The sequence below is a fragment of the Mycobacterium sp. TY814 genome, assembly GCF_030755175.1.
Lineage (GTDB): Bacteria > Actinomycetota > Actinomycetes > Mycobacteriales > Mycobacteriaceae > Mycobacterium.
Genome location: NZ_JAUFRY010000001.1, coordinates 1,306,231 through 1,321,651 on the forward strand (window position 1 = coordinate 1,306,231; position 15,421 = coordinate 1,321,651).

10 protein-coding genes are annotated in these 15,421 nt (G+C 63.5%); all 10 read right to left on the reverse strand.

Annotation, left to right across the window (positions count from 1 at the left end; all coding sequences use genetic code 11):
- Positions 1–2: 2 nt before the first annotated feature.
- The 10 genes from QXH22_RS05590 to QXH22_RS05635 all read right to left on the reverse strand — a co-directional run bounded on the left by QXH22_RS05590 (position 3) and on the right by QXH22_RS05635 (position 15,391).
- Entirely contained in the window at positions 3–3,938 is a 3,936-nt protein-coding gene (locus QXH22_RS05590; protein ID WP_306275110.1) for a hypothetical protein, read from the reverse strand.
- Positions 3,935–5,731: a hypothetical protein gene (locus QXH22_RS05595; RefSeq protein WP_306275111.1), complete on the reverse strand. Its 1,797-nt coding sequence runs from the start codon at positions 5,729–5,731 to the stop codon at positions 3,935–3,937. The genes QXH22_RS05590 and QXH22_RS05595 overlap by 4 nt, the downstream gene beginning before the upstream one ends.
- A gap of 1 nt (position 5,732) precedes the next feature.
- Positions 5,733–6,089, reverse strand: a complete 357-nt coding sequence (locus QXH22_RS05600) for a hypothetical protein (RefSeq protein ID WP_306275112.1) — start codon at positions 6,087–6,089, stop codon at positions 5,733–5,735.
- 39 nt (positions 6,090–6,128) lie between these two features.
- Positions 6,129–6,986: a hypothetical protein gene (locus QXH22_RS05605; protein ID WP_065133367.1), complete on the reverse strand. Its 858-nt coding sequence runs from the start codon at positions 6,984–6,986 to the stop codon at positions 6,129–6,131.
- 285 nt (positions 6,987–7,271) lie between these two features.
- Positions 7,272–12,218 carry a hypothetical protein gene (locus QXH22_RS05610; RefSeq protein ID WP_306275114.1) on the reverse strand — a complete coding sequence of 1,649 codons (4,947 nt, stop codon included), beginning with the start codon at positions 12,216–12,218 and terminating at the stop codon, positions 7,272–7,274.
- Positions 12,219–12,737, reverse strand: a complete 519-nt coding sequence (locus QXH22_RS05615; protein ID WP_306275115.1) for an HNH endonuclease signature motif containing protein — start codon at positions 12,735–12,737, stop codon at positions 12,219–12,221.
- Positions 12,738–12,759: 22 nt separating this feature from the next.
- On the reverse strand, positions 12,760–12,999 hold the full coding sequence (locus QXH22_RS05620; protein WP_306241619.1) for a hypothetical protein: 240 nt from the start codon (positions 12,997–12,999) through the stop codon (positions 12,760–12,762).
- Positions 13,000–13,057: 58 nt separating this feature from the next.
- Complete coding sequence (locus tag QXH22_RS05625) at positions 13,058–13,783, reverse strand: hypothetical protein (RefSeq protein ID WP_306275116.1); 726 nt, start codon at positions 13,781–13,783, stop codon at positions 13,058–13,060.
- Positions 13,784–13,827: 44 nt separating this feature from the next.
- Complete coding sequence (locus QXH22_RS05630) at positions 13,828–14,691, reverse strand: fibronectin type III domain-containing protein (RefSeq protein ID WP_306275117.1); 864 nt, start codon at positions 14,689–14,691, stop codon at positions 13,828–13,830.
- A 238-nt stretch (positions 14,692–14,929) separates the two neighbouring features.
- A complete protein-coding gene (locus tag QXH22_RS05635) occupies positions 14,930–15,391 on the reverse strand; it encodes a hypothetical protein (RefSeq protein ID WP_306275118.1) in 462 nt (153 codons plus the stop codon).
- Positions 15,392–15,421: the final 30 nt, after the last annotated feature.

Sequence of the window (15,421 nt, forward strand, 5' to 3'; positions counted from 1 at the left end):
TCCTAAGAGTCTTGGACTGCGGTGATGTAGCAAGCGCCAGGAGCGCCGTCGTAGCCGGGCCCAGATCCACCGGCAGTGGTAGCGGTTCCAGCCGCGCCGCCGCCGCCTGGGGAATTGCCCACACCGGCGGGCGAGCGCGCTCCGCCGAAGTAGGTAACCTCTTGGTGGACAACATTTCCGGGACTATCGCCCTGGTTGTATACGCCTAAGAATGTGTAGGGCTGGGTTGTGCTGTCCTTCAAACCTTTGTTCGCGGTGATGGTGGGATGGCCTGTGATCACAACGGTGGTATTTGCACCGTCTGACCCATGCACTGGGGGCTGGTTGACTCCGGGGTCGCCAGCACCGGCACCCCCAGCCCCGACGTTGACAGTAAAACTTGTCGTTCCGGTGGGGATGTCATAGGCATCCCCGTAGCGGAGTCGCACTGGGTTCCAGCTACCAGCGCCACCCGCTTTGTAAGAGGTGTCTAGGGTGCTGTTTTTGGTGCCTGCGTGGGAGCCGCCAGCGCCTGCCCCGCAGGGGACGATGTCGATGTAGTCGCCGTCTTCGACCCAGGAAGGGATGTTGTAGGTGAATGTTCCGGCGGTCTCGAATTCGGCTGTCTCGGGTAGGTGTTGCGCGCGGCCGGCGCCGCCCGCCAGAGAAATCCACGGCACGGCTGCGTCATATACGGGGACAGCGATCGAGCTAGGGGCCGAGCCAACCGTTCCATTTAGCACTACGGACACAGCGCCCCAGTTGTACGTCTGACTCCCGCCGACGTTTCTAGCTGTTTGGTTGAAGGCCGCGCCTGTCCCCGCCGCGTCTCCCATGATGATGTTATTGCTAGAAGTAGCCCCCCGGACGGTACCTCCACCAAAGTTGTCTATGCTGCCAGCCTGCCAAGAGGTGAATCCGGTGACAATCGTTGTGTTGGAGGGGGTTACGGGCGCTGCTTTTGTCATGGTACCCCCGGCTGCCACGGCTCCGGTGGTGGAACTAGCGGCGCCAACTGACGAGACACCCACCAAAGTCATTGCCTCACAGGAGATGTTGGCTGATGCGCCAGTGCATGTCGCGGATACGGAAACAGCAGAGCCTGTGGTTCCTGCCGCTGCCTGGGTTATACCCCAGATATGGGTATACGCCACGTTCCCACCAGACGGCCCATACTGGGCAACCGCTCCCAGTTGCGTCATAGCAACACCGTTGCAATACGCTTGGAGCCCAGTCACATTGAAGACCAGGGCGCTGGTAACTGCCACGATGTAATCGCCTGCCGCAACGTTTAATGTCGTTGAGGCTGTGGAAATTCCACCTGTTCCGCCAAGCGCGAAGGTGCCGACGGTGCGAACGGTGGGCCGAGTGTCGCTGTTGCGGGTTGCGCCTAAACCCTTGGGGTAGACGCTGGTGTGCGCCGGCATCCACGCGTTGCTGACCCCAACGATGTTGTATGTGCCGGTTCCAGTTACCTGGATTTCGGCGACGTACCATTCCCCCTGCAGTGTGGGGAAGAAGTCGGTCATCGGCAGGTTGTAGAACTGCCAGCCGTAGCTGTAGCCCGGAAGGGGGCTCGTCAGCGACCCGATTATGTTTAACGACCGGTGCGTGCGGGTGAACACCCCTGTCGTGGTGTTCACTTTGTAGATGTTGACATAGACGCCGGTGATACCGGTGAGCGAACCACCAAGCCACACAACAGATTTCTTCAAACCGTTATCAGGTAGCCCTATGACCCCCATGACGCTTTTCGTCTGTGTCACCGCGACAGTTGTCGGGGATGCGCCGTTGATGTTGGACAGCGGGAACACTGGATCCGCGGAAGGGTCGATCGACAGATACGACTGCTTCGAGATCGACTGGTTCGACTGGAATTTCGCCGCAGCAGTCGCGATGTCGGAGGCGTTGTTCAGGTCGGTGCGGACTTGCTGCGCCGCGGTCGACACCTGCGGCGGCGCCACACCAGACGGGATCCCGAGGGACGCCCGCAACCCCTGCCACACACCATCGGCGAGCGACTGGACGGTGTTGCCCATGTTGGTGCCGAACCCCGTCAAACCTTGCACGGCAGTGTTCGGGATGTTCGCCAGGTAAGCGACGTTCGCGTTGTACCAGTCCTGAATCTGCTGCACCGTCGAGTTGATCGGTGAGACAACGGTGCCGTTGAAGATGGAGCTGATCTGGGTGAGCATCGTTACGAGCTGGGAGATCAGCGACCCCAACGCGGCCATCGTGGCTTCGCCGGCACCGGAAAGCAACGCCGCGATATCGTCGCCGACGTCGCTGATCGCATTCGCGGCGTCCGCTAACCCGGTGTCGAGGTTCCCGATCAGCGACCCCAACTGATTGAGCGTCGACAGGCCGAGATCCGACAGCATCGCACCCAAGTTGTCGGCCACCGTGGCCGCGGTCGACAGCCCTGATGAGATGAACGTGACAACCTGCCCGAACGTGTAGCCGGTGCCCAAAATGCCGTCGATCATCGCCGCGAAGTTCGCGAAAATCTCCGTCAGGTCATCAACCAGCCCGGAGATGAAGCCTTTCTGCATCAAAGATGTGCGGCGGATCGTGGCGTCGTCGAACCACACCTGCCCCACCGTCGCGGATGCTTTGACGCACAGGCGGATCCGGATCGTCTCGACTCCGGACGGCACGGTGCAGGAGCCGGCGATCTGCGCCCACCCGCCCGACGCGCCCGGTGATGCGATCGCCGCGATGTCGGTGATAGTGCCGGTGTCGGTCATCACCTGCAGCGCGAACGGTGACCCGGTCGCGGTGACACCGGCCCACGTCACCCACGCCGCCAGGTCGAACGTCTGCCCCGGCTCAACGGGAACCACTGACCCCTGCAAGCCGTGTTCGGTGCCGGTCGCGCGCACGGTGGCCGACCCGTCGGCGGTATGCCCGATCAGGTCCCACACGAAGTCGGGGTCGGTGATCAGCGGGTCCGGGTATTCCCGCGTCCACGCCGGCCCCTCGTCGCCCAGCGACTCTGAATCGTCGAACCCGGGATCGAGTTGCAGGTTCGGTTGCACGTTGCTGATCGATCCGGCGGGGATCAGCAGCCGCGAAATGAATTGCTGCGCAGCAGCAATCGGGTTGAACGACTCGATACCCAACCTGACGTTGCCCAGGAATTGCATCAGGTTCCGGAACGGGATGGTCAGTTCCGGCAGCGGTGAATTCAGCACATTCCCGCCGGCGCCGAGCACGCGGATCACTTCGTTGAGGAAGTTGATGATCGCGGTCAACTGCACGATCCACGGGTCGATTGCGTCGGTGATGAACTCGATCGCGTTGCCGAACCGGGCCAGGTCGATACCGGAGAACAAGTCGATGATCGGCTTGAGCACCAGCCCCAACGGCCCCAAGCCCGCGGCGGTGATCCCGAGCACGCTGAACAGTTCGTTGATCGACGGCAGCAGGCCACCGATCCCGTCGAACAGATCCCCGATCGCGGTGATCAACGCTTTGGTGTCCTTGACGAACTTCGCGTCGATGCCGAACACACCCATCCACGCGCCGATCATGTTGTTCACGACGTCGGTGAACTGCCGCGTCGGCACGACATAGCCGAGGAAGAACCGCTGCGCCGCCTCGAACAAATCAAGCGGGAACGGGCCGTCACCCAGCCCGAACAGCGCACCCAACGTGGGCAGGATGTATTGCAGGTCACCGAAGTCGAGCAGCCCTTCGGCGAGCTGCCCGCCGCCCATCAGGACGATGATGTCGGCGACGAACTGCTGCAACTGCTGGATCGGGTTCTGGGTGGCTTCGTTGACGCCCTGCTGCAGCTTCTTCTGGTTGCCCGCAAGGTATTTGATCTGCGCGTCATGCTGCTGCAGCAACCGCGTGAAGTCGGTGTCCTGCCCAATCCCCGGCGAGTCGACGATCGACGTGAGTGCCCGAGACTCCGACCCGGTGTATTGGCGGCCGCCGAAATTGGGGCGCGTCATATCTGGATGCTCGCGTCGTCGAACCACACCTGGCCGGCGGTCATCGCCGCGTCGACATGCAGACGCATCGCCACCGACGCCGCCCCCGTCGGGGCGAGCAGATTACCGGCCAACCTGGTCCACGGGATCTGCCCGTTGCCGCTCACCGCGCCCACCAGGAACGCCGACATCGGGTTGTCGTCCTCATCGTAGAACTGGGCAACTAATTGTATTGCCGCGCCTGCTGATACGCCGTTCGCGCATTTCACTGACACCCCCATCGGGAAGATCTGGAACGGCGCTAAGCCGTACGGTTGCGTCATCAGGTCGTGGTGGGCGCCGTCGGCGTGGATCGTTACCGACCCCAACCGGTTCGCGCCCTGCGCCGGGTCGTGCGCCCAGCCGGGCCCCGTCGGAGTCCAGCCGTTCAAATTCAGGTCAAAAGCCGAGTTGAAGATGATGTTCGTAACACCGGACGGGAAGAAGATCGGGTCGTAGTTGAACGCCCCTTCAGCCTTCAAAGCCAGTTGCACCACACCTTTTTCGGTGTCAACGGTGATCGCGATGACCTTGTGGAATTGGGCGACCTCACCGACCCACGGCATGTTGCCCTTGACGATGATCGAGTCTCCGACATCGAACGAACCCAGCGGCGCGTTCGGATGGTTCGGCAGGATCGTGATCGTCTCCCAATACGGCGGGGTCTGCCGGCGCGCCAAACGCCTGTTGGCCCAGGCGGCGGAGCGTTCGTTGGAGTCGATGAACGCGGTGTCCTCATCGAGGTAGCGGCGCAGCCGATCCGGATCCGCATTCGCCAACCTCGCCGAGTATTCCTGGCCCGGGAAGTATCCGGTGATGCCGACGTCGGACACCCAGTCGACCTGAGATTCGGTGTGCGGCTTCGCCGATATGACGTTCTCGTTCAGGATGAACGCCAGGTTCTCCTGAATCACCCCGAGCCGCGGGTAGCCGAGTTTGATCTTCTTCACCACGTCGGTGCGGTCGGCGTTCCACGCGGACTGCTCGACGTAGTCGAAGGGGACGTCGCGGGCCAGGGCATCGATGTAGTCGCCGCAGTCGAGACGGTCGGTTTGGCGGACGAACGTGGCGAAGAAGTTCAGGTTCAGCAGGTCGCCGTCGAACGCGTACCCGGGCAGCATCTCCACGCCGGCGGTCGTCGGATAGATTTCGACACCCAGGTCGCCGTTCGGGAAGTCGTTCTGCAGGTGCCGCCAGATTTCCACGACGGGCCGGTAGACGTCGTTCGCCAACCAGTTCAAATCTTCGAGCCACGGGATTCCCTTGGGGTAGCAGGAGAATCCCTTGGCTTTCAGTTGAAGGACGCCGCTGTTCTCGTCGATGTCTGAGGGCTGCACGATCCCGGTGCCCCAGAGGCGGCGTTTGCCCTGCATGATCTTCTCGACGTGGACGAGTTGCCGCCACGGCTTGAAGTAGATCCCGGCCGCCGAAGGGTCGTTCGGGTTGACGTCGCATTGCAGATCGAACGGGCCTGACAGGGCACGGGTGATCCGCAGCTTGGTGACGTTGAGGTCGTAGGTGACGATTTCGCGGGTGCCGCGGGACTCCTGAACGCTGATGCGCCAACGGTCATCGGGCGGCAGGAACACCCCGTTCTCGGCGATCGATTCGATGAACGTCCACGTGAAGCTGCCGGATGTGCCGGCGTGTTTGGTGCTGATTCCGACCACGTCCGCGTCCCAGGCGAAGGTGCCGGTGGCCTGGGCGTTGGCTGGGCGGCGCGCGGCGACGCTGCCGGTGAAGGTGTAGTCGCCGGCAGCGGTGGCTGACGTCATGTTAGGTGGCGGAGCCGTTCAGGTCGAACGTTTCGATGGTGATCACACCGTTGGAGTCGAACGTGTTGTCACCGGTCAACGCGAAGTTGCCTTTCCATACTCCGGAGCCGGATGTGTTGGACCACAGCGAGATCCAGGTGACGGGGCCGTTGGGTGTGCCGCCTTCGAACACCATCGGCGCTGCCAGGCCGAAGTCTCCGTCGGCGGTCGGTGTCGTCCAGGACGGCACTTCCATCGCGGCGCTGGACTTGTTCGCCGCGCCGCCGGTGCCCGGGTTGCCGGTGTGCAGTTGCGCGCCGCCCAGGTTGGAGCGTATACCGTTCGCGCCGTCGACCATCGCAGAATTGGATAAACCCATGCTTGTACCCCAACAATCAAGTGAGAGTTGATAATTCGATCAGATGGTGTGGTAGGCGTCGCGCCACAACACCAGGCATTTACTCGCCGAGCTCGTCGACGACGCCGACCATGACATCGCCACCGGCGACGCCGCCGGCAGCCGCAACTGGTCCAGATACTTCGTCGCCCCGATCAGCTTGTTCCGCCAATTCACACCGTTCGAGTCGACAACACGCCGCATCCACGGATAGCTCGAGACCTCGACCGTCACCCCGGCAAGAATGTTCAAATCCAGCTCGATCTCGTTGTTGCCGACGTTCACGATCGGATGCGACTGCGGCCCGACCAGCAGCACCCGGAACCACGCCGGAGCATCCCCACCCGTCGAATAGAACACCGGATCCGCGCCCACCGTCAGCGACGCCAACGTCTCACTATCGGCGTGGCACAACGTGTCCAGCCGCACGAACTCCGCGTTCACCGTCCGCCACTGACTCGTCTGCGTTTTCGGCGTGTACTCGAATTTCCGCGGCCGACCCCAAATCTGCTTCGTCACGCCGTAGCGGTCGCAGTGGATCAGCGCCTTCGCCCCCCCGAACTGCTGCTTGACCTCGTCGGCCTTCCACTCCCCCTGCAGCACGCCGAGCAGCTTCGAGGACTTCGTCACCAAATCCGCAGGCAGCGTGTTCGGCATATAGCGGACCGGGGCGTTGTCCTTCACGCCGATCTTGAACGTCAGGGTGCCGCCCTGAAATGTGTCCTGCCCGAACAGCATCGTGTCCGACAACGGGATCTGGGTGTCCTGGTTCTGCACGTTGTAGGAGCCGATCTTCGGCGGCATCACCTCGTACTGGGTGCCCGGGCCCATCACCAGATCACCGATCTGCCACTGACCGCGGACCAGATTCTTCGACATCTCAGAAATTCGCCGCGCTGACGATATCGGGGACACCGCGTTTCCAAACCGCGAGCAGTTCGTCATCCGCGACGTAAATCCACGTTTCGCGTCGCACAATGCCGCTGATTAGGCGCTGGCTTACCCCGTACCTGTTCGCTAACACGTTGTCGATCGAGTATGGCTTTACCTCTACCCCGCATCGGTAGACGCGGCCCTCACTATCTGCATGCCAATCCGGGTATTGTTCTCCACACCAACGCATTTCAATCATTTTGAGACCCCATCGCGGATGTCGTCGTCATGTCAAAAGTTGGCTGGGGCCAGGGCGCCGGCGGTGGCGCCAGTGTTCACCAGCCACATCGCCTCAGACATCATGTCGTACGGCGACTGGCCCGGGCCAGCGTAGATATTCAACTCACCCACACCAGGATTCGCATTACCACCCCCTCTGAAGTCGTACAACCCGTTCATCCACGACGGCACGTTCTGCACGTTCTGGTTCCCCGGATTGTCCTGCGAGTACGAGATCAACTGCCCGGTGTTCTTGTTCAGCAGGAACCGAACATCACCCATCAACGGCGTCCCCAACGCGCCAGCAGTCAACTGCGACAAGAACCGACCCACATACGTTCCCGCGATGCGATACACCTGCTGCCCGAAATCGATCGCCGCGTTCACGCCCTGCAGGATCCCCGAAATCATCTGCGCGATCTGCCCGGCCGCCGACAACGCCATCGCCGCCCCCTGCGACCCACCAGAGGGGTCACCCGAGCCGCCGGCGCCGACTAGACCGCCGATCATCGACAACACGCTGCCGGTCGCTTGGGCGACCTGCGAGGCGAACGTGATGTACTTCTGCACATTGTCGATGATCTTGTTGACGTCCTCGGTATTGCGGACGCCGTAGACGAGCCTGTCGGCGATGTCTTGGGTCGCCGCCAGGCTGTCGAGGCCGCCCTGGACGGCCTGCAGGACGCTGCTGACCACGTTCGACGCGCCACCCATGAACGACGAGAACGTCTGCATCGCGTTCGGGCCCTGCGCGAACCCCTGGTTCTGCGCGATCTGCTGCTGCGTCGACTGCAACGACTGGATGAGGTTCTGGTTCCCGAGCGCGTCTTGGGCGCGCAGCCCGGCGATGGTGGTGTCGATGCCGTTGAGCGCGCCGAGCACTGCCTGGTCCCCGGCGCCGGGGGTTTGCGCGGCGTTGATCTGCGACGCCAGCGCCGGGTTGCCCTGCAAATAGGCTTGCAACTGCTGCTGGTTGATCGTCATCGTCTTGCCGCTGGGATCGACAAGCTGATCGAGCTGCCTGCCCGACGGCAGCAGCAGATTCGCGTTACCCAGCCCAGTCGCAGCACCAGCCATCGACCCCGGCGGGACCTGGCCGTTCAACAGGACGGGAACGTCAGTGCCCCAATGAACGTGATTGGTGTGGCCGGACAGATCCCCCGCGTAATACCCACTGCCAGACACGTCTTGGCCGCTGGCGATGCCGTAGTCCCGTTGGCCGCGATAGATCAACTGCAGCGTCTGCGGGCCCAGCACGCTCGCGATGAACTGTGCGAACGCTTCCTTGTTAGCCGACGGCCCGTTCGGGACGGCCGGGTCGTTGAAGTCGAACGCGTAGCCCATCTGGTGCAGGCTGTCACCGGTGGCGTACGTCGACGCAGTCAGGTTGAACGCGGCAGCGAGCTCCTGCGCCCACTGCGGCACCTGGTAGGCGTTCGGGCCGCTGGTCGGATACAGGGTGGGCAGGCCGCCGATCGCCCGGATACCGGCCTCCACGTTCGGCGCGTTTGGCACCCGAGTGGCCTGCGACGCCGGATTCAAGCCGATCCCGCCCTGCGTCGTAGGTGGTACTGCGATCGGCGGCACGGTGGGCGCCGGGCCGGCACCGGTGCCGCCGGTAACCTGCGGCCACGTCGGCTGCTGACCCATGATCTGCTTCGCCAGCCCGAGCTGGTTCATCACGTCCTGCATGTACTTCGAGCCCTGAGCGCCGGACCCCAACTGCGGGTTCTGCGTCAGCACCGCCGCCAACAGCGGATTACCCGGGTTCTTCGCTAACTCCCTGGTGAACGCGTCATAGAACGCGTTGATCGCATACTTCGGGTCGTTGACCTGATCCAACGTCCCCCAGCCCGACGACGGCGACTGCTGGAACAACCCAGACACCAGACCGGCACTGCCCTGCACGCCACCGGAGAACGTGGGGTTGAAGCTGGATTCGGCGGCCGCGACCGCCAGCGCCGTCTGAATCGCCGCATCGTCCAGGCCGCGCGCCTTCCCCGCCGCAATGATGGCCTGCTGAATCTGCTCCTTCGACGAGGACGCGGTGACGTCGATCGGCGCCAAATGCCCCGCCAAACCGCTTGCCGGGCCGCCGGTGCCCAGAACGTCGTTCCACGACGGTCCCCGCTGCCCCGCCTTACGTATCAGATCCTCAGTCTGCTGGCGGGCGAACGCCTCCGGAGACATCTTCCGCCACGCCTGCTGATTACCACCCGGCAACGACGTCAACGTCTGCAACACCTGCTGAACGCCGTACTGCATCAGGAAATTCGTGCCCGACTGGAAACTCTGCACCAACGCGCCGAGATCCTTCGCCAGCCCCTTCAGGCCGCGGTTCTCGGGGAACTGGCGCCGCAGATAAGCGGACAGGATACTGGTGTCGGCGCCGGCGATGTTGTCGGGCAGCAGCGCCCCGCCGAGACCTTCAGCGCCGCCGGCGTACGCCGCGCGCCGCCCGGCTCCGGCCGCGCCGGCGGTGCCGGCCGACATCGCGCCCGCCGCCGCATCCGCCGTCGCCGCGGCCGCCGCCGACACCGCCCCCTGAGCCGACGCCATACCGGCGGCCATGTCCTCGACCATCATCCGGCCACGGACCTTCGTGTAACCAGACCCGGAGAACGGGCCCACCTTGGCCGGTGACTGCTGGAACCACTGCGCGATCTGGTCCACGATCGAGTTCGCCGCCGAACCCAGCCCACCCAGGCCGCCGGAGTCGAGCATGCCGCGAATCAGCCCCTGGACAATGTTCTTGCCCCAGTCCATCGCCTTGTTCGGCAAATCACCCATGAAGTTCGTGAACGCGTCCCAGATCCCGCGGATCGCCTGCGGCAGATCCTTACCCAGCGCGTCGTTCAAGCCGCGAATGCCGTCGATGACGGTGCCGATGATCTCAACGAGTTTCGTGATCACCGAAACGAATTCGCGCGTCAACTCAATGATCACCGGCAGCAGCGGCACCAAAGCATTCAGCGCATCAGTGACCGCCTGGAACAGCGTCGGCAACTGCGGGCCCACGTTCTGCACCAGCCGCAGGAACGCATCAACCAACGGCGGCAACTGCGGCAACAACGCCACGAACGCGTTCGCCAACGTCTGGAAAATCTGCGGCAACTGCGGCCCAACCTGCGCCATCAACTGCGAGAACGCCTGCGCCATCCCCGTCAGGAACGTGTTCAACGCCGGCGCCATCGCCACAATCTGCGGGCCGAGCTGCGCCATCGAATCACGGAACGTGTCGAAGAACGTCTGCCAGCCCGGCGCGATCCCGATACCCAGCTTCACGAACGCCTCGGCCAGCGACGCCAAACCCTGCACCAACGGCTTCAGCATCGGCACGAACGCATCCGTCGCCGTCCGCAACGTCTGGAAGAAATTCGTCAGCGTCGACTGACCCTCCGCCGACTGCGTCCACCGGTCAAACTCCGCCGTCACCTTGTCCAACCAGCCCAGCAGCCCGCCGCCGCCGAACCGGTCGGCCATCGTCATCACCGTGTTGAACGCCGACGCCACGTTCTCCACGATGTTCACCAGATGCCCAAACGCGTTGATACCGGTCTGAATCCACGCCTGCAACGACCCGTTGGCCGCCGACCGGTTGATGAAGTCACCGAACTGCTGCGCCAACTGCGCGATGTTGCCGCCGATCTGCTGAAAGAACGACGACCCCACCGTCACCAACTGCGTGAACACCCCCATCAGCGGGGCGATCGCAGGCTGCAACGCCTTCAAACCCGCCGCGAGGTTGTCGGTGAATGTGGTGAACGCCGCCATCGTCGCCGGCTGCTGCAAAATCCCCGCGAACTGGTGCGCGAAGTCACCGAAGATGCCAGCCACCTGCGACATCGCCGACGTTACCGCCGGGAACCAGTTTTGGATCAACGGGGCGATATCGGCGGCGATCTTCTCAAAGAACGACTGCTGCACCGCACCCGCGCCGAGCTTGAACATGTCGCGGAACTGCGCGATCTGCAGCATCGACTGCGCCGCCGCCGGCGCCATGTCCGCGATGTCCTCAAGGAACTTCTTCGGATCATTGGCCATCATGTCTTTCAGGGCGTCGCCGACACCGCGGAACGCGATCTTCAGCGTGCCGATGGAGAACGCAGCCCCCGAGATCGCCGCGGGCAGCAGGCCGAGCAGCCCGGACAATTGGCGGACCGCGTCGACGATTTCGATGATGCCCTGCGCGCCAGCCGCGCCGCCGAGCCCGGCCAGGCCGCCGAGTGACGGCAGGCCCAGCGTCAGCCCGGAGATCTTGCCGAACGCCACCTCGAACTTCGCGATGTCGGCGATGAAGTTCTTCAGATGGTTGCCGCCGCTGGACGCGCTGCTGGCGAACTTATCCATGCCCTTCGCGGCGACCTCGAGACCCACCCCGGCCGCGCGGCCCTCCGGGCCCAGCAACGACACCACTTTCCCGGTGACGCCAAGGACTTTCGCCAACGCGTTCGACTTGTTCGCGACGTCGGTGTGGGTGGTCCCGAGTTCAGTCAGCTTCGCGTTGACGTTCGGGATGATGTCGCGGAACGCATTCATCACACGCCCGCCGATGTTCAGCTCATCGTTGAGCGCACGGTGCGCGTCCCGCTCATCCCGGGTCGCCCGCACATGCCGCTGCTTGGCTTCCTCAACCCGCTTGTAGGAACGCTCAATGTCGTCCATCGTGGATTTCGAGTTCAGCAGCACCTGCTGGTGATTACGCTCCGCCTGCGCGACGTTCTCACTGGCCTGACGGACCTCGTTCAGCCGCGCCTCGTACGCCTTCGCCGAGTTCCCCGACGTCTGCATCTGCTTATCGGTATCCGACAGCGTCCGCTGCGTTTTCGACAGCGACGTATCAGCCTTCTCCGACGAAACGATGACCTTGTCAAGCCCTTCGGCCGCCCGATCCGCGCCATCACCTGAGTAGTCGATCTCAATTTTTCCATAAGCCCTACCGAGGTTGTAATCTGGCATCTAGCAGGCCTTTTCGCTCAATATCGGCATTGCGATACGGTCTCTGTCGTTGTGCGAGAACAATTCACACCGCTTCGCGATTACAGCTGCCTCAGCCGCTTCGACCGAATCGAAGACACCGAGATAGTGGTCCTCGTTGTTGTGGCCGACGCGGGCGTACCACTTGCACAGCTTGGAGTGCCAGTAAACGCCCAAGACACCGGATGAGCGGTTGTCGCGCCGGGCACCTCGTCGGTTCTGATTGTTCTGCGAGCGCGTCGCTAGGCGAAGATGAGTTCCCCTGACACACAACTTGTTATGGCAACGGTGGTCAACTTCCAACCTGCCTGGATCTTCACCAGTCTGAAGCCAATAGCCGACGCGGTGTGCATAGCAGGTCTTGTTGTTCACCCTGATCTGGCCATACCGGGAGCCTGGGCTGACCTCGGGTGCGCAACCTGTCCAAACCCAGCACGGGGTGTCCATCCCCGGCATGGTCGGGCCGTCTTTGTCCACCTTTTGCCAGAACTTCTGCTCCACCGGGATAGGCCGTGTAGGCATGTCAGATCATCCAGCCGTCGCCGAGCGCGATTTCGTCCGGGTCGGCCGGGTTCTCCCCGACGACACGCACATACGGAGACTCCGCCTCACTCGGATCGGCGAAGCCAGTCGCTGAAATGTCCATGTCACCGCCCATCATTCGTTCGAACTCACGCTGACGCTGCGTCTGCGCGATCACCGGATTGCTCGACGTCGCCGCCTTCTGAACCTTCGTCTGCACCGCCTGCCCGAACGCGGCCACATCACGGTTGAAGCAAAATTTGCTGAATTCGGTTAGCTCACAGTCGAATATCGCGACTTCACTCGGAAGCGTCCCGAACGTCTTCGCCGTCTCCCATACTTCCCAGACCAGCGGCTTGTTCCGGGCGTACCCTTTTGAGCGCGTCGTGCTGCGCCTCCAACGCAGCAGTCTTCATCTCATCAGGCATGGCGTATTCGAAGATGATCCGCTTGTCGACCAGATCGATTTCCTCGACGTTGATCTGCTCATCGGTCGTCGAGCCGACCAGCACCACCGTCGGGCAGACGACCGCGGCGGCGGTGATACGGTTCAGCGGGCCGAACAGCTTCTCGCGGCTCTCCGCATCCTGCAGCGCCGCTTCCGCGCTGTGCAACGCCTCCGGGGAAAATCCGCCGTCGTCTTCGACGCCCTGGAACAGTTCAGCGGCGAACGAGTCCTTCATGTTGAGTACGCCGAGTTCGATGACCTGGGTCATGGTCAACTGCCGTACCCGGACCAGCGCGCCGGACGGCAGGTCGACGTCGAACTCCGGGCGCTTGCGGAACCCGTACACGCGCGGCCGCGGCGCGGGCGTGGGTGCCTCGGACGCAGGCGAAGCCGCCGGCGCCGGCCCCGGCTGGGGGTCGGCGGCCGGCGGCTCCGGTGCAGCAGCTCGGGTGTCGCGAGGCTCGTACGCGCAACCCGCGACGTGCGGGCCCGTGACCAGGGTTCCGCAACACCAGTCCCGCTTCTTGCCTGCCGGGACTGATGTGATCTTCTGCTGCTTCTCGATTGGTGATGTCATCACGGCCTCCTACGGGCTCAATGGATGGGGGGTACCGCCGCCGGTTACGACGTGGTGGCGGAAACGGGCGAGCAGTACTCGCCGGTGGTCGAACCGAACACGCCCGCGACGCGGAACTTGTACGCCGTGGCAGTGGTCAGGGTGGTGACCGTGGTGTTCGGGGTCGTCGGCTCGCCGCCGCGCCCGGACGTCACATCGGTCCACGATGTGAACGGCGAAACGGCTTGCTGCACCTTGTAGCTGTCCGCGGTCGGCACGTCGGTCCACGACAGAGCCACCGATGTCGCGGTGATCGTGCCCACGGTCAGGTTCATCGGGATCGGCAGCGGGTTCGGCGACGGAGTCGACCCCAGCGTGGTCTTCGTCGCGTTGTAGTCGATCTCCCACAGGTAGTCGGCGTCCTCGCCGGGCATCGGCGTGCCCATGAAGTCGATGCTGGGGATCATGAACGCGCCGTACTTCGAGTCGAGCGCGATCTTGCCGTTGGCCTTGCAGCGGAAGATGCGGATGACGTTGTCGCCGCCGCCGTTGGATATGACCTGACCCTCGACCCGCCAGTACGGCCGCTGGTCGGAGCCGCGCTTACGCAGCGTCCGCTTCAGCGTCGGCCCGACACCCGACTCGATGAGCTGCGCGCCGGTGATGATCGCCAGCGTCGTCAGGTCAAGGCCGCCGCCCTCGAGCGTGCCGGACACCGTGGCGCCCTTGCCCTGAATCGCGACGGACGCCTTGTCGTCGCCGTCGAGGGTGTCGTTGTCCTCGTTCTCGGTGAACGCCAGCGTGCGCGCCAGCGGCAACCGGTAGGCCGTCTCGGCCAGGATCGTGCCGTCGGTGTCGGTGTAACCGCAGATCCACAGCCGGTGAAGACCGTAAGGCTTGGTGTCCGGGTTCCCAAGTGATGCAACCATTTAAGGGGTTTCCTTTCGGGGGGAACGGGCTCCACGGCCTCTGAGTTCTTTCAACCTGATCGTTTTCTGCGGGGTGAAATCCGGCAGCGAATAGCGGTGCAGGACAACGGAATCCTTATCGCTGCAATGCCTGCACTTCACTTCGACGGTGTCGCCGTCGACCACCTTGAAATGCAGCCCGCCCTGGCAGCGGACATCAACGACGTCCTCGGGGCTGTTGGGCTGCGGCTGCACGGGGCTACTGGTCGACTTTGTTGCCGGCGCCGTCGACCAGCTCGAACCGCACACCGTTGTACTTGCGGTCGTCCTTGAGCAGGTAGTTCAACTGCAGCTCCGACAGCCGCGACACCGGGATCCGCCAGTTGTTGTCGAAGTTCCACACCAGCGGCTCACTCGCGGGGATACCGACGGCGTTCCAGTGCTGCGGGGTGATGGTGGTCTCCGCCGACGCCACACCCACCCGGGAAGCGGGGCTGCCGTCGCCCTGGAAGCCGCTCGGCCGCGACACCACCTGCTGCGCGGCGCGCAAAGGAACCACGTACTGCACGAACCGCTCACTGGGGTCGCCGGGCTCGGCCTTCTGCTCGGCGGCCTGCGCCTGCGCTGCGACCTTCTCGTCTTCCGACACCGCCGGCGCCGCGCCCTCGGGCGACTCGATCGGCGGAGTGCTGCCGCCGCTGCGGGGGGTTCCTGCTGCCATTACCGTTGTCCCTTCCTGATGGTTCCGCAC

Bases quoted from the DNA above. Each gene is read 5' to 3' on its own strand.
- QXH22_RS05625 (WP_306275116.1), bottom strand. From the start codon at position 13,783: ATGACATCACCAATCGAGAAGCAGCAGAAGATCACATCAGTCCCGGCA.
- QXH22_RS05595 (WP_306275111.1), bottom strand. From the start codon at position 5,731: ATGACGTCAGCCACCGCTGCCGGCGACTACACCTTCACCGGCAGCGTC.
- QXH22_RS05605 (WP_065133367.1), bottom strand. From the start codon at position 6,986: ATGTCGAAGAATCTGGTCCGCGGTCAGTGGCAGATCGGTGATCTGGTG.
- QXH22_RS05600 (WP_306275112.1), bottom strand. From the start codon at position 6,089: ATGGGTTTATCCAATTCTGCGATGGTCGACGGCGCGAACGGTATACGC.
- QXH22_RS05610 (WP_306275114.1), bottom strand. From the start codon at position 12,218: ATGCCAGATTACAACCTCGGTAGGGCTTATGGAAAAATTGAGATCGAC.
- QXH22_RS05635 (WP_306275118.1), bottom strand. From the start codon at position 15,391: ATGGCAGCAGGAACCCCCCGCAGCGGCGGCAGCACTCCGCCGATCGAG.
- QXH22_RS05630 (WP_306275117.1), bottom strand. From the start codon at position 14,691: ATGGTTGCATCACTTGGGAACCCGGACACCAAGCCTTACGGTCTTCAC.
- QXH22_RS05590 (WP_306275110.1), bottom strand. From the start codon at position 3,938: ATGACGCGCCCCAATTTCGGCGGCCGCCAATACACCGGGTCGGAGTCT.